The sequence below is a fragment of the Acidaminococcus timonensis genome (assembly GCF_900106585.1).
Classification (GTDB): Bacteria; Bacillota; Negativicutes; order Acidaminococcales; family Acidaminococcaceae; genus Acidaminococcus; species Acidaminococcus timonensis.
Window position 1 is genome coordinate 875,266 of record NZ_FNWH01000006.1, and the last position, 23,015, is coordinate 898,280.

Annotated in this window: 21 protein-coding genes; 2 read left to right on the forward strand and 19 right to left on the reverse strand. The window is 57.9% G+C overall.

Going from position 1 to position 23,015, the window contains the following annotated elements:
- Positions 1-15 precede the first annotated feature (15 nt).
- Both BQ5462_RS07980 and BQ5462_RS07985 read right to left on the reverse strand, forming a co-directional pair.
- Entirely contained in the window at positions 16-1,335 is a 1,320-nt protein-coding gene (locus BQ5462_RS07980) for an ATP-binding protein (protein WP_071142814.1), read from the reverse strand.
- On the reverse strand, positions 1,332-2,924 hold the full coding sequence (locus tag BQ5462_RS07985; RefSeq protein ID WP_071142815.1) for a TerB N-terminal domain-containing protein: 1,593 nt from the start codon (positions 2,922-2,924) through the stop codon (positions 1,332-1,334). Before BQ5462_RS07985 ends, BQ5462_RS07980 begins: the two co-directional genes overlap by 4 nt.
- Before the next feature lie 183 nt (positions 2,925-3,107).
- On the opposite strand from BQ5462_RS07985, the gene BQ5462_RS07990 reads away from it, so the two are divergent.
- Together BQ5462_RS07990 and BQ5462_RS07995 are read left to right on the forward strand one after the other, a co-directional pair.
- Complete coding sequence (locus BQ5462_RS07990; protein WP_071142816.1) at positions 3,108-3,512, forward strand: hypothetical protein; 405 nt, start codon at positions 3,108-3,110, stop codon at positions 3,510-3,512.
- A gap of 39 nt (positions 3,513-3,551) precedes the next feature.
- Positions 3,552-4,241: a hypothetical protein gene (locus BQ5462_RS07995; protein ID WP_143038040.1), complete on the forward strand. Its 690-nt coding sequence runs from the start codon at positions 3,552-3,554 to the stop codon at positions 4,239-4,241.
- Here the strand turns inward: BQ5462_RS07995 and BQ5462_RS08000 are convergent.
- The 17 genes from BQ5462_RS08000 to BQ5462_RS08080 all read right to left on the reverse strand — a co-directional run bounded on the left by BQ5462_RS08000 (position 4,238) and on the right by BQ5462_RS08080 (position 22,893).
- A complete protein-coding gene (locus tag BQ5462_RS08000) occupies positions 4,238-4,753 on the reverse strand; it encodes a hypothetical protein (RefSeq protein ID WP_071142818.1) in 516 nt (171 codons plus the stop codon). The genes BQ5462_RS07995 and BQ5462_RS08000 overlap by 4 nt on opposite strands.
- Before the next feature lie 27 nt (positions 4,754-4,780).
- A complete protein-coding gene (locus tag BQ5462_RS08005) occupies positions 4,781-5,581 on the reverse strand; it encodes a hypothetical protein (protein ID WP_071142819.1) in 801 nt (266 codons plus the stop codon).
- Between the two features lie 14 nt (positions 5,582-5,595).
- Complete coding sequence (locus tag BQ5462_RS08010; RefSeq protein WP_071142820.1) at positions 5,596-6,591, reverse strand: hypothetical protein; 996 nt, start codon at positions 6,589-6,591, stop codon at positions 5,596-5,598.
- A 12-nt stretch (positions 6,592-6,603) separates the two neighbouring features.
- Positions 6,604-7,365 (reverse strand): TPM domain-containing protein, encoded by a 762-nt coding sequence (locus tag BQ5462_RS08015; protein WP_071142821.1) that lies wholly within the window; start codon positions 7,363-7,365, stop codon positions 6,604-6,606.
- Positions 7,366-7,375: 10 nt separating this feature from the next.
- Positions 7,376-8,485, reverse strand: coding sequence for a TFIIB-type zinc ribbon-containing protein (locus tag BQ5462_RS08020; RefSeq protein WP_071142822.1), 1,110 nt, complete (start codon positions 8,483-8,485; stop codon positions 7,376-7,378).
- Between the two features lie 18 nt (positions 8,486-8,503).
- Positions 8,504-9,946 carry an SPFH domain-containing protein gene (locus tag BQ5462_RS08025; RefSeq protein ID WP_071142823.1) on the reverse strand — a complete coding sequence of 481 codons (1,443 nt, stop codon included), beginning with the start codon at positions 9,944-9,946 and terminating at the stop codon, positions 8,504-8,506.
- Between the two features lie 46 nt (positions 9,947-9,992).
- The gene (locus BQ5462_RS08030; RefSeq protein WP_071142824.1) at positions 9,993-11,021 is read right to left on the reverse strand and encodes a hypothetical protein; all 1,029 of its coding nucleotides are present in this window, start codon (positions 11,019-11,021) and stop codon (positions 9,993-9,995) included.
- A 226-nt stretch (positions 11,022-11,247) separates the two neighbouring features.
- Positions 11,248-12,846 carry a bifunctional metallophosphatase/5'-nucleotidase gene (locus tag BQ5462_RS08035; protein WP_071142825.1) on the reverse strand — a complete coding sequence of 533 codons (1,599 nt, stop codon included), beginning with the start codon at positions 12,844-12,846 and terminating at the stop codon, positions 11,248-11,250.
- Positions 12,847-12,866: 20 nt separating this feature from the next.
- On the reverse strand, positions 12,867-13,967 hold the full coding sequence (locus BQ5462_RS08040; protein WP_083378114.1) for a nucleoside hydrolase: 1,101 nt from the start codon (positions 13,965-13,967) through the stop codon (positions 12,867-12,869).
- Between the two features lie 119 nt (positions 13,968-14,086).
- Positions 14,087-14,704 carry a response regulator transcription factor gene (locus BQ5462_RS08045; protein ID WP_071142826.1) on the reverse strand — a complete coding sequence of 206 codons (618 nt, stop codon included), beginning with the start codon at positions 14,702-14,704 and terminating at the stop codon, positions 14,087-14,089.
- Positions 14,679-16,091 (reverse strand): sensor histidine kinase, encoded by a 1,413-nt coding sequence (locus BQ5462_RS08050; RefSeq protein WP_071142827.1) that lies wholly within the window; start codon positions 16,089-16,091, stop codon positions 14,679-14,681. Before BQ5462_RS08050 ends, BQ5462_RS08045 begins: the two co-directional genes overlap by 26 nt.
- Positions 16,085-17,674, reverse strand: a complete 1,590-nt coding sequence (locus BQ5462_RS08055; RefSeq protein WP_071142828.1) for a hypothetical protein — start codon at positions 17,672-17,674, stop codon at positions 16,085-16,087. Before BQ5462_RS08055 ends, BQ5462_RS08050 begins: the two co-directional genes overlap by 7 nt.
- A 153-nt stretch (positions 17,675-17,827) precedes the next feature.
- Complete coding sequence (locus BQ5462_RS08060; RefSeq protein ID WP_071142829.1) at positions 17,828-19,114, reverse strand: glycosyltransferase family 2 protein; 1,287 nt, start codon at positions 19,112-19,114, stop codon at positions 17,828-17,830.
- A gap of 20 nt (positions 19,115-19,134) precedes the next feature.
- On the reverse strand, positions 19,135-19,824 hold the full coding sequence (gene pssA / locus BQ5462_RS08065) for a CDP-diacylglycerol--serine O-phosphatidyltransferase (RefSeq protein WP_071142830.1): 690 nt from the start codon (positions 19,822-19,824) through the stop codon (positions 19,135-19,137).
- The gene (locus BQ5462_RS08070) at positions 19,821-20,468 is read right to left on the reverse strand and encodes a phosphatidylserine decarboxylase (RefSeq protein ID WP_235819606.1); all 648 of its coding nucleotides are present in this window, start codon (positions 20,466-20,468) and stop codon (positions 19,821-19,823) included. The genes pssA and BQ5462_RS08070 overlap by 4 nt, the downstream gene beginning before the upstream one ends.
- A gap of 59 nt (positions 20,469-20,527) precedes the next feature.
- Positions 20,528-21,271, reverse strand: coding sequence for a WecB/TagA/CpsF family glycosyltransferase (locus BQ5462_RS08075; protein WP_083378115.1), 744 nt, complete (start codon positions 21,269-21,271; stop codon positions 20,528-20,530).
- 11 nt (positions 21,272-21,282) lie between these two features.
- Positions 21,283-22,893 (reverse strand): peptide chain release factor 3, encoded by a 1,611-nt coding sequence (locus BQ5462_RS08080; protein ID WP_071142832.1) that lies wholly within the window; start codon positions 22,891-22,893, stop codon positions 21,283-21,285.
- Between the last annotated feature and the right edge of the window lie 122 nt (positions 22,894-23,015).

Below are 23,015 nucleotides of genomic sequence, written 5' to 3' on the forward strand. Positions count from 1 at the left end.
ACGCTTCCTTTGGAACTACACCGTGAACTCCGCAAATTCAGGAGCCGTCTCCTGGCTTTCCACCTCATTCTTCGCATACTGGAACCCCTCGGAATGGAGCAGCTCCGCCACCTTCAGTTCCGGATGCTGGTACAGGATGTCCAGCACCTCGATGAAATCCCGGATCACCTCCCGGGGCGTGATGTGGGAATCGGCCCCGATGCGGCTGAATTCGATCTGGATGAAATCCCCCAGGTCCTGTTCCGTCACATGGGGTTCGTATCCGTACAGCACCCCGTGGATCTGGGCCAGTTTTTCGATCAGGATCAGCATTTCGTCACCGGTCAGCGGCTGCAGCCGGATCACCGGAGCCAGCAGGTCTCTGTGTTCCCCGCCGAAATGACCTTCCGCCAGCCGGGACCGCAGGGCTTCGTAGCTGTACACCCCCCGCCGGGGATCTTCCATACACTGGGGCGTGCCCCCCATGATGATGCCCAGGTAACGGGCCTTGCCCTGAAGGGTATCGTTGTACATGGTCAGGATCTTTTCATAGTTATACTGCCGGGTGATGGCGTGAGGGATCTTGTAGATGTTCACCAGCTCGTCGATGCACACCAGCAGCCCGGCATACCCGGCCTGTTTCAGGAACAGGGCAAAGATCTTCAGGTATTCATACCAGTCCTCGTCGGAGATGATGATATTCACTCCCAGTTCCTGCCGGGCTTCCGTCTTGGTGTGGTACTCTCCCCGGAACCACTTGATCACCCTGGCCTTGGTGGATTCATCCCCCTGGCGATAGCTCTGGTAATACAGGGTCAGCAGCCGGGCAAAGTCAAACCCGTGGACCATTTCGTTCAGAGCATCGATGACCTGGCCGATTTTCTGTTCCACCAGCCCATCCAGCCGGCCGTCAGTCAGAGAAAGACCCTTCTCCTCCATGACCTGCTGCTGGACCTGGCTGATCCACCGGTCCAGGATCAGGGGCAGGGCGCCCCCTTCCGGCCGGGTCTTCGTGGCCATATTCCGCACCAGCTCCCGGTAGGTGGCCAGGCCCTGGCCCTTTGTTCCCTGCAGCCGCCGCTCCGGGGACAGATCCCCGTCCACCACCACAAAATTCCGTTCCATCACATAATTGCGCAGGGTCTGGAGCAGGAAGCTTTTGCCGCTGCCGTACCGGCCCACGATGAACCGGAAGGAAGCCCCGCCGTCGGCGATGACTTCCACGTCGTGGAGCAGGGCATCGATTTCATTTTTCCGTCCCACCGTAATATAGGGCAGCCCGATCCGGGGCACCACCCCGCCCTTCAGGGAACTGATCAGGGTCCGGGCAATCCGTTTGGGTATTTTCACTGTCATGGTTCCAGTTGTCCTTTCAAATCCTCTTTATAATCTTCGATCACCGAGGGCGGGTCTCCGGCTTCCAGCACCGTATCCCCGAACTCCCCGTAGCATTTTTCATTGATCCCGTCCACCAGGAGCGAAGGCATCAGCCCCCTGGCCGCCACCCAGGAGGTATCCCCCCCTGTAAGCAGATCCCGCAGGTAGTGGAGTTCATCCTCCGTCAGGTTCCAGGGATTCTTCCCGGCAGCCGGAGCCGAGGGAGCAGGTGCCGTTTCCGGGGCGGCAGGTGCCCAGCCGGGGACGTCGGGCGCCCCTTCCAGAGGTTCCGTTTCCAGGGGTTCTGTTTTCCCCTGTCCCGGAGACGCGGTCCGGGGTTCCCCCGGCAGGCTTTCCGCGGGCAGGGCCTCCTCCCGCCGTTCCTCCTCGGTCATCAGCCGCTCCCGGGTCACCGCCGCTTCCCGGCGGATCCTGTCCAGGGCTTCCGGATGGAACACCACCCGGCGGGCTTCCCGTTCCTTCCGTTCCCGGTTGTCGGCAGCCACCACATCGCCCACCAGTTTCGTCAGCCAGACATAGGAAAAGGGCTGCTGCACCGCCGGTGCCACGTGGAGGGCCTCCCGCAGGAGACCGTCGAGGCTCTTCATGAGCTTGCCCAGCTTCTTCAGGCATTTGGCCTCATAATTGAACCGGCGCAGCGTCCAGTTCCCTTCATCGTCCTTGTAGATGCAAAGGGGCGTCTCCTCCACCGTGAACTGCCGCCTGTCCGGCAGTTTCAGGAATACGGCGTTGGCAAACAGATCCAGCCAGTCGTAGGTGGGATGGCCCAGGAATTCGTCCAGGAAGGTCTTTTTCTTCCGGTGCCTGGCATAATAGACCTGCAGCCCCCGATAGATCCGAGAAAACAGATGGACCGTCCGTTCCGGGTCCACCTTGTATAGCCTGGACCGGGTCAGCCGGTAGGTGGAAAAGAGATCCAGGGCATCGAAAATGGCCTGATCATCGGCCTGCTGCCAGTCCTGCAGGGTCAGCAGGGCCCTGTCCTGTTCCATCCGTTTCGACCTGGGCAGCAGTCCGGGATCCAGCTGGTAATACAGCACATAATCCCGCAGCCACTGGTGCAGGTACGGATCGATCCGGGCATCCAGGAGCCGGTATTCCTGGTGAAAGGCACAAAGTTTCCGGTAGCCCTCCATGGGATCCTTCACGCCGATCTGGTTCAGCAGTTCATAGATATAGAGAAAGGCATAGGTCAGGGAGGTCCGCTCCAGGTCATGGTGGCGCAGCCGGGTGCGCCAGCCGAAATACCCCCGCAGCTCCGGGTCCGTAAGCACCCGGTAGGTGGGATAGTAATGGAGCACCGGAAGGTCGTAGACGGCATCGTCCTCGTAGTCCTCCAGGGCTCTGCCCTGGCGCACAAACAGCTGGGCCGTGGTTTCGTAGGACGAAGTCTCATCCTGCTGCATGGCCCGGAGCCGGGCAAGGGGTTCCGGCAGAGGCTGAGTCCGGGGCCGGTCCTTGGGCCTGATGGGCTCCGCCGCATACAGCTTCTGCAGCAGCTGGAAGGTCCGGGCCTTTTCCTCCGGGGTCTTTTTCTCGAATTCCACCGTCCATCCCCTCCCTTCTCAACAGACTGACCAGAAGCCAAAGGCAAACATTTTTTCACCATTCTCCATTATAACAAGGAAGACAAGAAAAGGAAAGAGAAGCCCGGCAAACTGGTTTTCCCACCGGGCCCCGCCATATGATATACTGAAAAAAGAAAACCAGTAGAAAGCAGGTGATGGCCCATGATGACCCCTTTCTGGTTCTTTTTGCTCTGCTGCCTGGCCCTGCCCGGTATGCGGGGCGAAGGGGCCCCGGTGGACCCTTCCCAGGCCGATCCTCCGGAAAAACAGGAACAGCGGAACACCCCCTGGCTGGAACTCCACGGGGACTATCGGTATCTCTACGGCAAGGGACGGTTTGCCGCCCGGACCCCCGCCAACCTGAAAAAAAGCCGCTGGCCCCGGACGGACCAGGATGTATTCCTGCTCCAGCGGCGGCTGCGGCTGTTCCCGGTGATCCACACCAGCCGGGACACCCAGCTGAAATTCATGATCGAAGACAAACGGAACGACAAGGACCACACCCAGGACCACCATCCCACCCTGGCCCGGGCCTATCTCCAGCACGAAAATGGCCATACCAAATGAGAGCTGGGCCGGTTCAACCTGTATCTCATGGACGGGAACGTGATCGACAAACGGGTGGACGGGATCCGTACCAGCTTCGGAAAGAAAACGGACCCGGCCGGACGGCTCACCCTGTTTGCCGGCCAGACCACCGGGAGCGACAACCTCCACCGGAAAACCGGCTGGTACCTCCAGGGCGAAAAACAGCTGGGGAAGCTGAACCTCCGGTCCGCCTTCCTGGATTTCCGGACCCGCCAGTCCCTGCCTGCCAGCCTGTCGGCCCTCCAGCGACTGGGACTGGAGCCGGGCTCCAGCGGCACCGGGTTCGACCGGCAGCAGATCTGGACCACCCGGCTGGAATACCAGCCCCGGGACCGTTGGCTGTTCGACCTGGAACTGCTGGGGTCCAAAGGCTCCCACGGGCAGGATGGATACCAGGAACGAAAAGCCGGTTTTGTGGCTGCCGTAACCTACGGGGAACTGGACGAACGGAAAGGCGGTACCTGGGAAACCTGGCTCCGGTACTACCACCAGCCCCAGTCCAGCATCCTCTACCACACCATGGACGGAGATACGGGCTTCTTCCAGCGCCAGGGGTTCCGGGGCTGGGGCGCCCGGCTGGACTATGTGGTGATTCCTGGTCTGGTCTGGGCGGTGGAAGGCTTCCGGCTCCAGAACAGAAAAACAGGACCCTTCACCCGGGATTTCCGGGAGTGGGTCCTGGGGACCAGCGTAACGGCGTATTTTTAACCAAACCCTTCTTTGAGCCCCGCATAGTTCTCATAGCTGTCCCGCAGCATATGGATCACGTGGGCAGGGTCTTTCTGCAGCCAGTCCTGCCGCTTTTCCGGCATGATGGTGAACCAGGCCGGAGCTCTCAGGAGATTGTTCAGGGATCTGTACAACTGCTGTTCGGGGATTTTCTTCAGTTTCCCGGTCTCTGGCTGTACCTCATAGCCCTGGTCCCTGCCCTCTCCTTCGGCATTGACCAGGATTTCCAGCTGCCCGTTCCAGTCCATATCCAGCACGGCGATGTTCACCAGACCGTCCCATTGGGGGACCCGGTCCCACTGGTCCCGGTTGGCCAGAAGGATCTGGAGCTGGTGCCGGAGCGCACCGGGGGCCAGGGGCCGGGGTTCAGAGACACCGCCGGGCCACTCCTGTCTGTGGGGAAGGTCCCGTTCACAGGCCAGAGCCGGAGCCGCTCCCAACAACAGAACGAGCAGCCCCCAGGCGGCACGTTTTTTAATGGATCCATCCATTGTTCCCCCTCCCTTCTTCGGCTCTCTTTACCTGTCAACCATCTGGCTCACGGTTCCTCCCGTCAGGTCCATATCATTGATCCTTCCCTGGACATTCTTGAAGGTACAGTCGATCAGTTCCAACTGGGACTGGGCCACGGCGAAAAGGGGGAGATTGGTGCTGGTGTCTTTGAACAGGGTCTGGATGATCTTCATATCCCGACACTCTATGGCATTGATCAGGCCATAGGTGCAGCTGCGGATCACACTGTCCCGGAGGGTAACGCTTTCACAGCCCAGGGCTTCATACCCATAGGTCCCGCACCCGTACAGGTCCAGATTTTCCAGCCTTGCGTCCTGCACCAGATCCAGTTTCAGTACGGCTCCGCTGCAGCGGCCAGCCTGCAGGGAATGGCCGACCCGGAGATGGGCCAGCCGGAAGTTCTGACAGTTCCGGAAATGCAGCACCGGAGTATAGGGATCCTCTGTTACGATTTCTGCCGTGATCGTCTCCGTATCCTGGCCCCGGATGGTGAGATCCTGGAATCCGGCCAGCTCCAGGTTCTCATAGGCCATATACAGGCCTGGAGGGCTGAGGGGATTCCATGGGAATCTGTGGATCACCTGGTCCGCAGCGGTGCTGGCCAGCCAGGTGGACAGGTTGTAGCGGCCCGGTGCCAGGATGATTTCCGTATGGTCATCCAGGGCCTCCATCATTTCCTGTACATTGTGGACCAGGACGGTTTTCCGGGGAGCAGCAAAACCCCCGGCCGCCAACCCCAGAACCAGGACCATACACAGCAGCAGAGCCCGTATCAGGTCCGTCCATAATTTACCGATCCGTTTCATCAACTGTCACCTCCCTATTCCTCCCGCACCACCAGGCTGCCGTCTTTTCCGCTGATCTGGAGGATCTTCCGATGATACCCCTTCCGGTCGTAATAGGACAGGCCGGTGGCCCGGGCCGTCCCTTCCAGATTTATGGGGTAGTTGTACCGGGTACCCGGTTCCAGGTTCCCCAATGGTTCATCCTTTTCCACCTGCCAGGTCACCTGACCGCTGTCACTGACCTCCGCCACCTGGAGGGTGAGCAGGTGCACATCCTCCAATCTCTCTCTGGGAGTCACCGCCAGCATGGGTTCGCCAAACTCGCTGTCCTGGGTCAGGGACAGTTCCACACTCCCTTTGCCCCAACGGGCCAGGGGCTGCCAGGACTTTTTTTCCACCTTGCCCATCAGGTTTGTTTGCAGTTGCTGGAACTGCCCCGGTGTCATGGCCTGTTTCTCCGACAGGGCTCTGTCCGGAATGCCAAGGGTGTTCCAGTACACTTCCTCTTTTTCCCTGACAGGATCCCAGTTGGTGAAATAACAGTTTTCGCACACCAGATTTCCGTCCCTGTCCAGATGGTACTCTCCCAGTATGGCAAGTCCGGTGCCCCCGGACCCCTGGTTCAGGAACCGTCCCTTTCCCAGGGGATACCAGGCGTTACGGTACAGGCCGCTGAACACCCGGTGGAGCCGGCCGTCCCGGATGGTGAACAGATTGGTGATCCGGTCGTCCTGGCCCGTCAGCAGTTCCGGCTCCCCGTCCCCGTTGCAGTCCAACAGCTGATACTTCACCTGTTCCAGCCCCTGGGCCGGGGACAGTTCCCGGATCCCTTCCCAGACTGCCACCAGGTCCTCCCGATCCTCTCCATAAGCGTCAGGGTCTCTGCCTCCCTGGATCATATCATACAGGGTGTCCAGTTCCCGGCCATAGATTCCTTCTCCGCCGGAAGCCCCGGCCAGGACCGGCAGGCCGGTGAGAAAAGCCATGAGGCACAGGCAGACCAGCGGCCTCCAGGCATCCTTTCCTTTCATGGCTCCTCCTTTTCAGAACTTTCCGCCGCCGCCCCCATGATCCTCATCGGTACTGTCGGCCTTGGAGCTTTCACGGCTCTTCTTCGGCTTGCGATGGACCGTCATGTACAGATAGTTATCTGAATTTTCTTCCAGCTGGAAGCTGTCCCGGTCCAGATAGACCCCGGCTTCCAGGGCTGGCATCACATTGTTCATCTGCCCGATGAGCACCCGGCGCACCAGGAACCCGATGCCCAGAGACACCGCAGCGGCAATGGCCAGGGCCAGAGGATTGAAAGCATTGGCAGGATCGTAGGGCTTCCCTTCTTTCTGGTAGTAGGCCAACAATTCATCCGCCCCTTTGGCATACTGGCCGAAGGCTTTCGGATAGTTGTTCTTTTTCAGGGCCGGCAGGAATTTTCCGCTGAGGGCCTTGATACCGGCTTTGTCGGTGATCATTTTCCGCATGCCGTTGTCGGTGGAAATGTACCAGTCCCGATCCTTCATGGACAGGAGCAGCACCATATTCCCCTTGAGCTTGCTGTCTTTGATCTTGTCCAGCATCCCATTGGCGAACTCTCCGGTTTTCACGTTTCCGGTGTTTTTTACCGTGACCACTGCCAGACGTACCTGGTATTTCTGGTTCACCTGTTCCAGGGACTGCTGGAGGGCTTTCTCTTCCTGGGGCCGCAGGAGATCTGCCTGATCCAGCACCAGGGCAGAGGCTGCCGATCCGGGAACCGCCATGCCCACCAGAAGCACCAGGAGTGCCAGGATGCGCAGTAACTTCTTCATGATGACCTCCTTACGTCAAGAACATCTTTGCCACAAAATACAGCGCCGGTGTAAGGATGGCCGCCACAGCCCCCATAACCATCAGGGATTTCTGGTTGTCATAGGGCAGTGTCCCCACCATCTTCCCGGTCTGTCCGTTCATCATAAAGGTGTAGGGTTTGTCCTGATACCGGGTGGTCAGGATCCACACCGGAGCCAGGGCATAGGCCACCTGGTCTTCATCCTTCCGGACCACGCTGTCCTTGAGGATGGTCCGGTCATAGCCCCTGGCCTTGACGGTTTCTTCCAGCACCCCTACGGCGGACCGTTCCACCCGTTCATCAGCCCGGGGCACAGAAGCTTCCGCATCCACATCGTATTTGTCCGCCAGGAAACCGGTGAGATAAGCCGGGCTGAAGGGCACCATCTGAGAATAATCGAAAGGTTCGATGCTTTCCATATAGGTATCGTCCATTTTGCTGGACCCGTCCACCGGAATCTTGTGGAAACTCATCCGGCCACTGCGGATGCACTGGAACACCCGGGTTTCCGTAATGATCTCATCGCTGGTTTCCATTACATTGTCGTCTTCCCCCTGGAAGTCGGCACTGGCATGGATTTTGGAATCGAAGAGCCAGAAGGGCACGTACATGGGCTGGATGTCCTGGACCCGGTTGTTGGCCGTAAAGGCCGCCGGCAGCAGGCGCTTGCCCTTGTAGAATTCCTTCAGGGCCGCCACCGCATCGTCCTTGGTCTTGGTGAAGGGGATCACGTAATCCGGCTTCAGCATGCCGCTGAAACGGTTGGGCATCATGGTGGGATTCCCGCAGTAGCAGCATTCCGTGGCCAGGGTGTTTTCGTCACAGACGATTTCCGCACCGCAGGCGGAACAGGTGAAGGCTTTCAGGACGGAAGCTTCTTCCGTGCTCCATTCCTTGCCGGCCATCTCCGTATTCCAGCGTTCTTCCTTTGCTTCCTGGGCGGCTGCCGCCCGTTCCTGCTGCCGGGCAAAGAGAGCTTCCATCTGGGCCACGTCCAGTTTGGTATCGCAGTAGGGGCAGACCACCTGGCTTGCCCCTGGCTGGAATTCCAGGGGCCCGCCGCAGTTGGGACACTTGTAGGCAACAGAGGTATCGGTCATTTTCACTCACCTCCTGTTTCAGCTCTTGTCGTTGTCGTCAAAAGGATCTCCGCACTGCGGGCAGAATTTGGGGGGATGATGGGGATCGGGGGGCTGCCAGCCGCATTTGTCACAGCGGTACAAAGGCGCATCCTCCGGTTTTTTGGCTCCGCAGTTCATGCAGAATTTCCCCTGGTTTACCGTGCCGCAGCCGGGACAGGTCCATCCCTGGGGCTGGGCTTTCGGCTTGGGAGCGCCACATTCCATACAGAACTTCCCGGTATTCCCTTTGTAGCCGCAGGCGCAGTCCCAGGTCCCTGCCGGTTCCGGCTTTTTGGCGCCGCAGGCCATGCAGAACTTCCCGGTATTGCCCTTCTGGCCGCAGCTGCAGTCCCAGCCATTGGGAGCCGCCGCTCCTGGGGCAAACCCATTGGGCTGACGTGGTGCTCCTGCCGGCGGTGGGGCCGGCTGCTGGGCCGCCGCCTGGCCTGCCAGGGCCTGGAACATGTTCGCCCCGGCATTCCCTGCCATATTCATGCCCATGAACCCGAAGGCGGCTCCGGCGTTCTGGTTTCCTGCCGCTATCCTCATGGAATCGGTGCTGGAATCCACCACGGCCCCCATGGCTATCCGGGGATCGCTGCCCATGGTCATGCCCATCTGGACCTTCTGGATCTTTTCTTCATCCGCTTCATTGGCTTTGATATTGCTGATTCCGAAGGAAACGATTTCAATGCCCCGGAGATCCCGCCATTTTTTGCTCAGGACATCGTTGAGGGCTTCCGCCAGTTCAAAGGTATGGGCCATGATTTCCGTGTAGTCGATCCGCTGAGCGCTGAGCTGAGCAAAAGCCGGTGCCAGGGCCATGAGCAGTTCGCTTTTCATCTGGCTGTCCAGTGTTTCCCTGCGGTATTCGTCGAAATCGTTCCCGGCCACGTGGGTATAGAACAGGATGGGGTCCGTGATCCGGTAGCTGTATTCTCCGAAGCACCGGAGCCGGATAGTCAGCACCTGGCCAGTGGTATCATCCTTCACCTTGAAGGGGATTTCGCTGGGGGTCCCGTATTTGTTCCCGATCAGTTCCTTGGTATTGAAATAGTATACCCGCTGATCCTTACCGGTATCCCCGCCGAAGGTGAACCGTTTCCCCAGCTGTTTGAAGATGTCCTTCACATTGTCTTTCAGATCCCCGGTGAAGATGGAAGGTTCAGTGCTTTTGTCGTAGGTGTATTCCCCCGGTTCTGCACACAGATCCACCACCTTGCCGTTTTCCACGATCATCATGCACTGGCCGTTGTTCACAGCGATCCGGGATCCGTTGCTGATGATGTTGTCGTCGCCCTGGTTGGAGCTCCGGCTCCCGGTCCGTTTCTGGCCTTTCATCATCAGGATGTCCGGTGCCATCTGGCAGTAGAAAAACTCTTTCCATTGATCGGCCAGCACGCCGCCTACAGCGCCCATCCCTGCTTTGATCAGTCCCATAGTATACCTTCCTTTCTTCTAGGTCATATCTTGCCGTCTTGCTGATTTACAGATCCATCCGGTACAGTTTGGCTTCGCCTTTCTCCCGGCTGATCCGGCGGTAGATCAGGATGGAATCGTTTTTCATGGGGGTGAGGATTTCCATGGTCAGTTTGGGTTCTGTCTTGAATTTCCCCAACAGCTTTCCATCCTTCTTGCGGTAGATCCAGTAGATGCCGCCTTCTTGTCCCAGCACCACCCGGTGCTCGGTGACCACGTACCCACGGCCTTCTTTGGTAAGAGGTCCCTCAAAGGACTGGATCAGCTGTCCGTCCTGCAGACTGTACTGCCGGACCACATTTTGATTTTTACCCTTGTCGTTTTTCATATACCCCATCAGGTATAATCCGTCCTTGTCCGCCCATTGTTTCTTGATGTTCAGCCCAGCCTTCCTGATCGCCTCTGCGGTAAGGAGTTCCTTCCCCTTGGTAAGGGTCCCTTTGTCCAGGGTCCCGGTCCAGTAGTCCCGTTTTTGGGTAAAGACCACATCCTTCCCCTGATCGATGGGAATCAGAGTCGTGCCGGTGAAATCGGTGGGCACCATGGTCTTTCCGTCGTAATAATGCCAATAGGAAGCTTCATTTTTCTTTTCACGACTTTGATAATCCCCTTGTTTGTGCCAGTCATAGACAGTTCCGTTGGATACCACCAGTTTGTCCCGCCAGTAGGCCCGTTCATCCAGCACCTTCAGGTCACTGAGCGTCTCATCCTTGAAACTGACAGACCGGAGTTTGGTCCGGTATGTTTCGTCCTTGGTGTCGAAGCCGAAGAAGTAAATCCGGTCCCCGTCCACCGCCAGGGTGTCCGTCCACAGGATCTGGTCCTTGAAGGTCAGCCCGGTATATTCATAGATGTTCACCGTCCGGCCGTCTACTTTAAAACTGGATGCCACCGGGGTGCTGATTTTCTTCCGCACCGGCAGGTCGGCGTTGGGGTCTTCAGGGGTTCCCCCGCCCCCTTTTCCCCCACCGCAGCCGGATGCCAGGACACACAGGGTCAATGCCCCCAACAAAACTTGCTTCCATGCCTTTTTCATAGTATGCTCCTTTCTTCAGATATCCGTTCGTTCTCTTTCTGCTTTTATTGTACAGAATTTTCAGAAGGAGCACACTGTACTAAAGTACAGGTTTTGGTAAAAAAGGGGGTGTGAAAAAATGCTTTTTCACACCCCGTCACTAGTCACTAGTCTCTAGTCACTAGCCGATGGAAGCCAGCTGACGCTAGCGAAATAAAGGCGCAGAGGATGATTTTTTCACAGCGCCTTATTTCCTGTCTATCCGGATTCTCCCCTGTCCTTCCGGCTTCCGATAGGCCTCGCTGACGCCCTGTTTCTGGACGTAATCGGCCAGGATGTCCACATCGGACAGGCCCGGTTCCGCCACCAGGGTGGTATCCCGGAACATGGAGTAGCCGTTGCCGCCGTCACTGAGGATGTAGCTGGTCCCGGCCACCAGGTAGTCTTCTGCCGTGTCCAGGGGTTTGCCGCCGATCATCACCTGACTGACCCGCCGTTTGCCTTCCACCCGTTCAAAATTCCCCTGATCATCCAGTTTCACAGGAGACGGGATGGCAGGATCATAGACAAAGGTCAGACCGGATACCTGAAGGAACCCGCCATTTTCTTCCGGTGCATGGGATACGCTCAGTTCCAGGGCATCCAGCAGCTGCTGGCCGGAAACGCTGCGGAGCACTGCCTGGTTCCCGAAGGGGAACAGGGTCAAAAGGGTTTTCCGGGTCCAGGCGCCCCGAGGCAGACCGGACCGGAAGGAGCCCCCGTTGATCAGGGCCGCATCCGCCTTGAAACAGGTCCGGAAAGCATCCGCCGCAAAGTCTCCCAGGTTGGTTTCTTTCTGGCGCACCGCCCGCTGGCCTTCCAGGGAATCCACCAGTTCCACGGGAGATTCTCCCACCTTCTGGGCAAGAGCCTTGTCCACTTTGGCCATTTCCTTCCGGACCAGCTTCTCCACCTGGGGATCCGGTGCCGGCAGATCCCGGATCAGTTCGCCCCGGATGGTACCGTCATCTTCAATGACCATCCGTCCCAGGCTTTGGAGCTTGGTACCGGTCTGGGCCACCGGAATCATTTTGCCCTTCCGGTCCGGGTAAAACACTTCGTACTGTTCGTGGGAATGGCCGTCGATGAGCCCGTCCACTCCCGTTACATGGGCCAGGAGCGCCCGGCTGCTCCACACGGGGATGGATCCGTCGCTGCCCAGATGGGTCACCAGGATCACCGTATCCGCCCCTTGTTCCCGGGCTTCCTCCACCGTATCCTGGACCTGTCTGTAAAGCTTCACCCCTGCTTTGTCCTCACAGAATCCATAGATGAAATGGCCCTTTCCGTCCTGGAAGAACCGGGGCGTGGAAGAAACCAGAGTGCCCGGGGTGGTGACCCCGATGAGCGCCACCTTCCGTTCTTTAAAGGGAAAGATCCGGTAGGGCGTCAGTACGGGTTTCCCGGTATCCAGCCGAACGAAGTTGCAGCTGGTGTACCCGCACTTCAGTTTTTTGGCCAGGGACAGGAAATTGTCCATGCCGTAATCGAATTCATGGTTGCCGGGGATGGCGAAATCATAGCCCGCCCCATTCAGGATCCGGACCATGGCCCGTCCATCGGTGAGTTTCCCCAGAGGTTCCCCCTGGATGGCATCCCCGGCGTCCAGGAGCAGGGTCTGGGGTTCCAGAGCCTTCTGCTGCTTTTTGTAAGCCGCTACCCGGGCCAGGGTCAGGTTCCTGTCCACCCCGCAGTGGATGTCGTTGGTATGGAGCAGCACCACCTGGGCCCAGGCCTGGAACGGCAGCAAAAGGGCCAGGAGAGCTGCAGAAGCCCCAGCTCTTAGGATTTTCTTTCGGTTGCTCATGGCTTTTTCCTCTCTTCTTGTTACAGGCGGTCAAAGACTTTTTCCACCATGGGCCACAGCCGATCCTGGTCCACGGCAAAGACGATCCGGGCCTTCTGGGTGCCTTCCGGTCCGAAGCCCCGGTAGGCCAGGGTATCTCCATAGCCCGGTCCGTACTGGTCATTCACATCCACCGGCAGGGTTTCTTCCCGGGTGATCACCTGGGGATCGATGACCACGGCAGCAGCCAGCACATCCCAGATATAGCTGGAAAAACCCGGATCCTGCTGGAACAGAGGCCCTGCCCAGTAATCCTTCCACATGGCACGGGCCCAGGGCTGGGAGATTTTCCCCGTAAGCACCTGATATTCCTGCCGGCTCAGTTTGGCCGTATTGCATACATCCAGCGGCAGGAACACCTGTTCCGTCCAGGGTGCCCGGTACACTTTCCGGGCCGATTCCGGATCGATCCATACATTGAATTCTCCGTGGGGCATCACATTGCCTTCCACCATGAAGGCTCCGGCCATGTACACCACCCGTTTCACCTTTCCGGCAATGGACGGATCCCGGTCCAGGGCTGCCGCCAGGTTGGCTCCGCTGCCAATGGCCACCAGGGTCACCTCTCCAGGATTCTTCCGGATGGTCCGGACAATGAAGTCAGCTGCCGCTTCCTTCCGGGGCTGCAGTTCCGGTTCCCGGTGGTACCGTTCCCGATATACCTGCTGCCAGGAAGCAGGACGAGGATAGCCGGCGGCTCCTTTATGGCTGTCGAAATTCTGTCCGTACAGCCGTTTCTCTTCCGCCATATGGGCAAACCGGTCCTTCCGGGTGGGTTCATTCACCCCCATGAACACAGGGATGTCCTTCCGGCCCATCCCTTCCAGCTGGCGGATGGCTGCTGCGGTACCGGTTTCCACCCAGGTGTTTCCAAAGACGATGGTGACCCCTTCCAGCTGGATGTTGGGGGCCTGGGCCAGCATCATCATGGCCACCCCGTCATCCAGCAGCTCCACCATATCCGTATCCAGGATCACCTTTTCCTTCTCTGCGGCCTGCCCGCGCCCCAAAGGGGCAAAGACTGCCAGGGCCAGGATTCCAACAATCGTAAAGAATTTTCTGAAATCATTCCGCATTTCCATTGTTTCCACCTCCTGTCTCCAGTATACCGGAAGCAGGAGATTTCCACACTGTACTACAGTACAGGTTGGGTAAAAAAAAGCTGTGAAGAAATGAAAAGTCCATTTTTTCACAGCCCCTTTTATTCCCTCCCTGCATACCCCTTCTCTGCCGCTTCCACAGCCAGTCCCACCAGGCTTTTGTGGCCGGTTTTGCTGAGCATGTTGCTGATGTGGAAGCTGACGGTCCGGCGGGTCAGCTGCAGCCGGTCGGCGATTTCCTGATAGCTCAGGTTCTGGCAGACCAGGTGCAGGATCTGGATTTCCCGCTGGGTCAGGGTGGCGTTGTAAAATCCAAAAGTGGTCCGTTCCTGTACATCCGGGAACAGATGCTCCCCCGCCATGGTCCGGCGGATACAGTCTACAAATTGGTCTGCAGCACTTTCTTTGTAGATGAAACTGTCTGCTCCCGCCTCCTGGGCCAGTTCCACAAAATGTACATCCTGGAAACCGGTCATGATGATGACTTTGATCTGGGGAAAATGCTTTTTGATCTTCCGGGTACATTCGATCCCGCTGGTCTTCCCTTCCATGCAGATATCCATCAGTACCACATGGGGCTTCAGCCGGCCGCAGGCTGTTTCCACCATTTCCGAAAAGGGCAGCTGCCCCACCACCTCCAGGTCTTCATACGGTTCCAGCAGCCTGGCCAGCCCATCCAGCAGGATTTTCTGGTCATCCACCAGCAAAATTCGGATCATTCTTCATCCCTTCCTTTTCTTCCATCCCAAAACGGATTTTCAGTATAAAATGAGGGGTCCCGGAAACCTCCAGTTTCCCGCCCCGGCTTTCCACTTTTTCCCGGATCCCGGTCAGCCCGCCTCCGGCCTGGACGGGTCCGGTGCAGCCCAGTCCATTGTCCTGGATCAGAAGGTTTTCTTCGTCCAGGACCAGAGCCACCTGGCTGGCCCGCCCATGGCAGACGGCATTGGTCAGGGCTTCCCGGATGATCTGCACATACAGTTCCCCTTTCCATTCCGCCTCCGGCAGATTTCCCCGCACGGTGACCAGTACCCCCAGTTTCCGGTACACAGAAACCAGTTCAGCCAGCCGCACCTGGGGTTTCACCCGGATTTCCTGCCGTACATCAGAAAGCATGCTGACCAGAAGGGGCATGATCCGCTGGTAATCCGCAAAATCCCGGTTGTTCAATACCTGCTGGAGCAGGCTGATCCGCATCCCCATCAGATCATGGATCCGGATCCGGATTTCCCGGAGGGTTTCCCGGCTCTGGATTTCCTGGACATGCTGGAGCAGTTCCTTCAGCTCGGCATTTTTCTGCTGCAGCTGCCGGTTCTGCTGGTCCAGGGACTGGTTCAGCCGCTGGAGTTCCGTGACATCACTGGCAGTCAGCTGCCAGTGGGACTGCCCCTGGAAATCGATCATGACCCGCTGGAACAGCAGCCAGCGGCCGTCCGGCAGACGGAACAGCAGCCCTCTGCCCTGGTTTTCCCGAAGCAGCCCGGGCCTGCGCACTTCCTGGAGCAGATGCCACAGCACATTGCCGTTCCGGATCCCCACCCCCAGCACACTTTCCGTATACCGGAACAGGGCCCGGTTCATCAGCACCGGTTCGCCGCTAGCCAGCGAGATCAGGACCCCCTCCTCCAGGGAATCGATGGCCTCCTGGATGGAATACTCCGTGATCTGCATCCGTTTCTCCTGGATGGTTTCCGGCAGCAGGTCCAGGGCCCGCACCAGAAAAAGGACCAGGGCCAGGCCCATCTCCCAGGGATAGCTCCCGTCGAAGAAGGGCAGGATCGCCACTGCGGCCAGACACAGGGACCGGCAGCCGATTTTCTCTTTTTGCTGCCTCAGGGCCAGGACCAGGAGACTGCCGCCAAGGACCAGACGGAACCCCATGCCATAGGGCTCTTCCCGGCCCAGCTGGATATCCAGCATCAAATCACTTTCCAGGAGAATCAGGAGGACCAGGATCACCCCTTCCAGCGCTTTCCGGCGGCGAAACCGGAACCGGGGAAGGGGCTGGAGGAAATAGATCAGGAGGCTCTGGCTCATCAGCCCCACAAAGCCCAGCAGCACCAGTACCCGGAGGAACAGGGGTCCCAGTTTCACAAAATCTACCATGATCCGTCCCCCTTCTGATGCTGAAGAACCAGACTGCTCCCGTATTCCAGTTCCCGGCAGAACAGGCCCCTGCCATAATGAGATTGATGCTGCGCCACGAATTCCCGGACCCAGGGCCGGGGATCCCAGAGCAGGGACAGCTCCCATCCCTTCTCACTTTCTTTGAAGCAGCAGATCTGGGAGCTTTCCCCCTGGCGCACTGCCTCTTCCGAAGCCTCCTCCAGCAGCTGGAAGAAAGCCAGGGCCGTTGTCACCGGCAGATGCCCCTCCAGACGATCGTCCACCAGCGTCTTCAGTCCGGTCCGTTCCAGGTAATGGCAGAGTTCCCGGACCGCCAGCTGCAGTTCCCGGACCGGCAGGCTGTTATCTTCCCGTCCCCGGAGCAGCAGGACACATTCTTTCTTCAAATAACAAGCCAGCACATTGAGCCGGGCCACGATCTGCCGGGTGCCCTCTCCTGGTTGGGCCTGCTCCAGGGCCCGGGCATACTGCAGGAAAAGGGGCTCTTTGCTCTGGAGGATGCCTTCCACTTCCTCATAGATCCGCTGCTTGGTCTGCTGATGGATCCGCTCTCTCCGGATCTTTTCCCAGTTCCGCCGCAGCCGGTAGGCTCGCTGGAGAGTCAGGGCCGTCAGTTCCAGTTTTTTCTTTTTTTGGCGCAGTTCTCCCATATCCTGGTACCACACCACCTGGCCCCCGAAAATGGGCATGGTCCTCCGCTGCCAGTCCCCCGCTGGATGGATGGGCATCTGCTGGCACTGGTACACCGTCCGGCCCTGGCGATCCAGGATGGTCAGTCCCAGCCGGGAATGGAGGAAGCATTCCCGATACTGGCTGTTCCCCGGCAGCAGCCGAGAGCGAAGCAGGGCTTCCATCCAAAGGAATCCAAAGAACGTTGACCACAGGACCAGTTCACTCCGGAAAAGCCAGGGGATCCGCAGGATATAACCAGCAATGTAGCCTCCGTACAGCAGGATAACCGTCAAGGGCTGCCACAGCCTCTCCAGACTGATTTTTTCCCGGAAAGCCCTCCAGCACAGCCATCCATTGGCCAGGAGCAGCTGAGCCAGATAACTGAACAGGATCAGGTAATACACAAAGCCATAGGTATAGATATCCTGGTGGGGATTGGTACTGGGCTGGATCTGGAACACCAGCTGATGCCAGTCATTGGTCAGGGCCAGCCCGGCTAAAAGAAGGTCAACAAGCAGCAGGCCCTGGAGCCAGCGGGGAAGAGCCCTGTCTTCCGGGGTCCGGTTGCTGGCATAGCTGATCCAGACCGCCAGGAAAATCAGCATCCCCATACAGGGATAATATCCATACCACAGCAGGTGGCTCACAGGCTGCCACAGGGGTCGCACCATGAGACGCAGCAGACGGATGCCCAGCCAGGTTTCCCAGACCCAGACGCCCCATCCCACCGCCTCCCGGGCCCCCAGCTGGAAGATCCGTGCCCGGAGAGAGCCCCCCCAGAGGATCACCCCGCACATGACCGCCAGGTACAGAAAAGGCAGCGGGATGCCAAACCGGGGTGCCTGCAGCAGCCCCAGAAAATCCCTCAGAGCCAGTAAAATCTCCCCCATGGTCCCCTCCTTTCTGTCAAGACGGCTGAAAACTACCACTTTGATTCATTATACCACGGAGCGAAGGAAAAAAGGGGCTTTGTCAACGGACCAGATCGGGCACCAAAAAAGACGTGAGCAACAATCGCTCACGTCTTTTCAGAATCCGTTTTCCTATCTTTTTTCCTTGGGCAGCACAATCTGCTTGGGCCCGGTTTCAGCGCTTTCGGGGACCAGCACATCGTTGAAGCTGATGCTGCGGGTATGGATGGTATGGCTCCATACATGTTCATGGCGATGCAGGTACCCCAGCAGGGTGATGGGCACCCAGCTGTACAGCAGCAGCGGATAGAACAGGGTATAGAACCAGCTCTTGGGAGCCGCGTTGATCTTGAACAGGATGATGGCCGGGATCAGATACTGGGCCACCCCGATCACCTGCCAGCAGTGGTAGGGCAGCAATGCGTACAATACGTTGGTATAGAACGGAACAAAATTGTAGATGGTGCTGCAGATCACAAAGAAAGTGGAGATCAGCATGAAATAAGGCTGGAACACGTCGATGACCCCGTCCAGGATCACAATGTCCCGCTTCTTCAGGCCTTCCTTCAGCAGTTTGCCCATGTACCGTTCCGCCACATCGAACTGGCCCTGGGCCCACCGTTTCCGCTGGTTCCAGGAAGCCCTGAAGGTGGTGGGTTTCTCGTCGTAGATGATGGCATCCTGGCACCAGGTGGTGGGGATGCCCTCCAGCAGGCATTTCATGGTGAATTCCATGTCTTCCGTCAGGCAGGTGGCCTTCCAGCCGTACTTTTTCAGCACGTCCGTGGCGATCACCATACCGGTGCCCCCGAACACACTGGAAAGTCCGATGGTGTACTTGGCCAGATGCCACACATGGTTCACGATCCAGAAGTTGATGGCAAAGGTGCCGCTCACCCAGCTGTCATTGGGGTTCTTCACGTCCAGATACCCCTGGATCAGCCGTTCTCCCTTGCAGAACCGGTTGTTCATTTCCTTCAGGAAATCGGGATGGACCAGGTTGTCGGCGTCGAAAATGGCCACGGCATCATACTGCCGCTGCATGGCAAACAGCCGCTGGAACATCCATTCCAGGGCAAAGCCCTTCCCCACCTTTTCCTGGTTGAACCGTTCGCACACAATGGCGCCGGCCTTCCGGGCCACGTCCGCCGTATGGTCCTTACAGTTATCGGCAATCACAAAGATATCATACATATCATCCGGGTACCGGAGCATATGAAGGTTCTCCACCAGTTCTCCAATGACCTTTTCCTCGTTGTGGGCAGCCACGATTACGGCAAAAGTGGTCCTGGGGGTGAGGATCTTCTTTTCTTTCTTCCGGGGCAGGATGCCGAACAGGGAGATCACAAAATAATAGATGGTAAAAAAGACGATCAGCACCTGGAGGGGAACCATGATGATATCAAAATACGTACTCATAAAGAAACGCTTTCCTCCTCTTACTTAAACACGGCCTGTTTCCCGGTGAGCTTTGTGTAAATGGCATTCAGCACCCCGCACAGGGTGTAGGTGAACATGATCACAAAGGGCCAGGCGTGCACATCGCTGTAAAGCACCAGGGCCCCCAGGATGAACGCAATGATCACCGGTACCCGGAACAGCGGATTGCCGTGTCCCTTGAAATCCGGATATTTCACATCACTGTACATGAGGATGGCCACCGCAATGGTCAGCAGTGCAGTGAGCACCGGGCTGATCCGCATGCCTCCCAGGACAAAGGTCACGATGACACAGGCCCCGGCCGGTGCAGGCATGCCCTGGAAATAACCGTGGATGGCGGAGACGTTTACGTTGAACCGGGCCAGCCGCATGGCCGCCCCGAAGGCAAACAGTCCGGAGATGATCATACCGGCCACCCCCAGCTGCTGCAGGCTGTAGCAGTAGATCAGCACCGCCGGAGCCATGCCGAAAGAACACACATCACACAGGGAGTCCATCTCCACCCCGAAGGGCCCGCTGACGCCCAGAGCCCGGGCTGCCCGCCCGTCACAGGAATCCGCCAGGATGGCCAGGATGATGAAAATGGCCGCCCAGTTGAAATCCTTTTCCATGGAAAGGAAAATGGAAATCAGCCCCAGGATCTGGCTCAGTCCACTGATGCTGTTAGGTACCATGCGTTTGTAGTTCATTCTGCTTTCTGCCTCCCGATAATACTGATACCGCCCTGGACTTTATCGCCCTTGCGGACCAACACTTCCACCGAACGGGGCATGACCAGTTCCGTGCAGGAACCGAACTTGATCATCCCGTAGGGTTCTCCCTGCCGCAGCCGGCTGCCCAGAGACGTCCAGCTGACAATGCGCCGGGCCAGGATGCCGGCGATCTGGATCACCAGTACCCGGTTCTTCCCATTATCCAGGCCGATGGCCATCCGCTCGTTGACAATGGGCGCCGAATCCTTGTAGGCCGGTTCATAGCCTCCACAGGTATAGCGCATGTACTTGATCAGCCCGGTCATGGGCGACCGGTTGGAATGCACGTTGAATACAGAAAGGAAAATCGTCACTTTCTTGGCCGGTTCGTTGAGGAACTCCGTATCGAAGAATTCCTCCACCCCCATCACCGTACCATCCGCCGGGGAATACAGCAGGCTGGGATCCTGTTTCACATCCAGGACCCGCTGCCGGAAAAAATACATAAAATAAACCATCAGCACAAAGGGCAGCACGGCAAACACAGGGCCGGCCAGATACCCGGTCAGAAGGGTAATCGCCGCTGTGATGATGATGAAAGGATAGCCTTCTTTGAGAATAATATAGTTATATTTGAACACAACTTCACCTCCACCCATCGTTTCATTATACCCTATTTGGTTGAAAGTGAAAAGAATCTTTATTTCCTGTTTTTATATTCCAGCACTTTCACCACGAACCGGGGCAGAGCCATCATACGGCCCAGCCGGCTGGGCTGCTTGTACAGGCGGAACAGCCATTCCAGGGATGCCTCCTGCATCCATTTGGGCGCCCGTTCCATCTTGCCTGCCAGCACATCGAAGCTGCCGCCCAGCCCCATCCGCAGAGCCGGTTTCAGCTGGTCCCGGTGCTCCTGGAGCCAGAATTCCTGCTTGGGAGCTCCCAGGGCGGCAAACAGCACATCGGCGCCGCTTTCGTTGATCTGCCGGATGATCTCCGGTTCGTCCTTCTGCTCGAAATACCCGTTCCGGGTACCCACGATCTTCACCCCCGGGTACAAAGCCTCGGCTTTTTCCTTCGCCGCTTCTGCAACCCCCGGAGCCGCCCCGAACAGGAAGAACCGGGTACCCCGGCCGGCGCCGCAGGCCAGCAGCCGCAGGAACAGGTCGAACCCGGCCACCCGTTCAGGCACCTGGTAGCCCAGTTTCCGACCCGCCCATACCGTCCCGGCCCCGTCAGCCAGGATCAGGTCCGTATGTTCCAGCAGAGCCCGGTAGGCCGGCATTTCCTGAGCCATCATGATGATTTCCGCATTGGCCGTGACCACCTGGGTGGTGACATGCTGTGCCACCCGTTCCATCAGCCAGGCCGTGGCTTCGTCCATGGAAAAGGGAGTGACCGGCACCCCCAGGATGTCCATCACAGGTTTCTTGTTGATATCCATTGTCGTACCTCTCAGATTGCTCTGGCCTCGCTGGGGACCTGGGTGAAGTTGATCCCCGGGTTCCGTTCCAGGATCCAGTTCAGGTTCCATTCATTGGAAACCAGGATCACCGGCCGGCTCAGCTTGTCGTAGACCAGCATCCCGTTGTCCAGCCCCTTCATGTTCCGGATCAGTTCCGGATCGTCCGCATAGACCCAGCGGGCCACCGTATAGGGCAGCTGCTGCATCACCAGTTTGGCATTGTACTCGTTCAGCAGCCGGTATTCCAGCACTTCCAGCTGCAGTTGTCCCACAACGCCCACCACAAAGCTCTCCATGCCGATGTTTTTCTGTTTGAACACCTGGATGGCGCCTTCCTGGGCCAGCTGGACGATGCCCTTTTCAAACTGCTTCCGTTTCATGGAATCCTTGGGCTGCACCTTGGCAAAGATTTCCGGCGGGAAAATGGGGAAATCTTCAAACTGGACAGGGTGCTTTTCGTTGCACAGGGTGTCACCGATGGAGAAGATCCCCGGATCGAACACCCCGATGATATCCCCCGGGTATGCTTTTTCCACCGTGGTCCGCTCCTGGGCCATGAACTGCTGGGGCTGGGCCAGTTTCACCGGTTTCTGCCCCTGCACATGCCATACGGTCATGCCCCTTTCGAACACTCCGGAGCAGATGCGCATAAAGGAGATCCGGTCCCGGTGGGCCGGGTTCATATTGGCCTGGATCTTGAAGATGAAGGCCGTGAAATCTTCATCCTCAGGCTTCACCTCGCCCCCGTCCTTCAATTTCCGGGGCTGGGGCTCCGGAGACAGTTCCAGGAATTTTTCCAGGAAGCTGCGCACCCCGAAGTTGGTCATGGCAGACCCGAAGAACATTGGCGTCAGCTCGCCGGCGTCCACCCGTTCCAGGTCGAATTCGTCCCCGGCCAGATCCAGCAGTTCGATATCATCCTTCAGGCTCTGCAAATTGGCTTCCCCGATGGCTTCCCGGATGGCAGGATCGTCCAGGCTGCCGGTGGTACTCTTCAGGATTTTGGAGCCGTGACTGCTGTCGTTGTCGAACAGCTCCACCTGCTTCTTCAGCCGGTCGTACACACCAATGTAGTGACCGTCGGTGCCGATGGGCCAGTTGATGGGATAGGCGTTGATGTGCAGCACCTTTTCGATTTCGTCCATCAGGTCCATGGGAGCCCGTCCGTACCGGTCCAGTTTGTTCACGAACGTGAAGATGGGCAGCTTGCGGCGGTGGCAGACCCAGAACAGTTTCTTGGTCTGGGGTTCCACCCCCTTGGCGGCGTCGATCAGCATGACGGCGCTGTCGGCGGCGATCAAGGTCCGGTAGGTGTCTTCCGAGAAATCCTGGTGCCCGGGGGTATCCAGGATGTTCACCCGGTAGCCCTCGTAGTCGAACTGCAGCACAGAGGACGTAACGGAAATCCCTCTCTGTTTTTCGATTTCCATCCAGTCGGACACCGCATGTTTATTGGCCTTTCTGGATTTCACGGAGCCGGCCAGATGGATGGCGCCCCCATATAACAATAATTTCTCAGTCAGTGTCGTTTTACCGGCATCCGGATGAGAAATAATGGCAAAGGTTCTTCTTTTCGCAATTTTTTCCTGCAGCTCAGACATGCAAGGCACTCCTCCTGAAACAAGATCGGATTGGATCCACAGATTCTCTCATTATATATTATAGCATTTCAAGCATGAAAAAACGCCACAAAGTTACCTTTGTGGCGTCCAGTTCAATTAAA

What these genes read in the sequence shown, in the direction of transcription:
- BQ5462_RS07980 (WP_071142814.1), bottom strand. Translation starts at nt 1,335, where the DNA reads ATGACAGTGAAAATACCCAAACGGATTGCCCGGACCCTGATCAGTTCC.
- BQ5462_RS07990 (WP_071142816.1), top strand. Translation starts at nt 3,108, where the DNA reads ATGATGACCCCTTTCTGGTTCTTTTTGCTCTGCTGCCTGGCCCTGCCC.
- BQ5462_RS08000 (WP_071142818.1), bottom strand. Translation starts at nt 4,753, where the DNA reads ATGGATGGATCCATTAAAAAACGTGCCGCCTGGGGGCTGCTCGTTCTG.
- BQ5462_RS08005 (WP_071142819.1), bottom strand. Translation starts at nt 5,581, where the DNA reads ATGAAACGGATCGGTAAATTATGGACGGACCTGATACGGGCTCTGCTG.
- BQ5462_RS08010 (WP_071142820.1), bottom strand. Translation starts at nt 6,591, where the DNA reads ATGAAAGGAAAGGATGCCTGGAGGCCGCTGGTCTGCCTGTGCCTCATG.
- BQ5462_RS08015 (WP_071142821.1), bottom strand. Translation starts at nt 7,365, where the DNA reads ATGAAGAAGTTACTGCGCATCCTGGCACTCCTGGTGCTTCTGGTGGGC.
- BQ5462_RS08020 (WP_071142822.1), bottom strand. Translation starts at nt 8,485, where the DNA reads ATGACCGATACCTCTGTTGCCTACAAGTGTCCCAACTGCGGCGGGCCC.
- BQ5462_RS08025 (WP_071142823.1), bottom strand. Translation starts at nt 9,946, where the DNA reads ATGGGACTGATCAAAGCAGGGATGGGCGCTGTAGGCGGCGTGCTGGCC.
- BQ5462_RS08030 (WP_071142824.1), bottom strand. Translation starts at nt 11,021, where the DNA reads ATGAAAAAGGCATGGAAGCAAGTTTTGTTGGGGGCATTGACCCTGTGT.
- BQ5462_RS08035 (WP_071142825.1), bottom strand. Translation starts at nt 12,846, where the DNA reads ATGAGCAACCGAAAGAAAATCCTAAGAGCTGGGGCTTCTGCAGCTCTC.
- BQ5462_RS08040 (WP_083378114.1), bottom strand. Translation starts at nt 13,967, where the DNA reads ATGGAAATGCGGAATGATTTCAGAAAATTCTTTACGATTGTTGGAATC.
- BQ5462_RS08045 (WP_071142826.1), bottom strand. Translation starts at nt 14,704, where the DNA reads ATGATCCGAATTTTGCTGGTGGATGACCAGAAAATCCTGCTGGATGGG.
- BQ5462_RS08050 (WP_071142827.1), bottom strand. Translation starts at nt 16,091, where the DNA reads ATGGTAGATTTTGTGAAACTGGGACCCCTGTTCCTCCGGGTACTGGTG.
- BQ5462_RS08055 (WP_071142828.1), bottom strand. Translation starts at nt 17,674, where the DNA reads ATGGGGGAGATTTTACTGGCTCTGAGGGATTTTCTGGGGCTGCTGCAG.
- BQ5462_RS08060 (WP_071142829.1), bottom strand. Translation starts at nt 19,114, where the DNA reads ATGAGTACGTATTTTGATATCATCATGGTTCCCCTCCAGGTGCTGATC.
- pssA (WP_071142830.1), bottom strand. Translation starts at nt 19,824, where the DNA reads ATGAACTACAAACGCATGGTACCTAACAGCATCAGTGGACTGAGCCAG.
- BQ5462_RS08075 (WP_083378115.1), bottom strand. Translation starts at nt 21,271, where the DNA reads ATGGATATCAACAAGAAACCTGTGATGGACATCCTGGGGGTGCCGGTC.
- BQ5462_RS08080 (WP_071142832.1), bottom strand. Translation starts at nt 22,893, where the DNA reads ATGTCTGAGCTGCAGGAAAAAATTGCGAAAAGAAGAACCTTTGCCATT.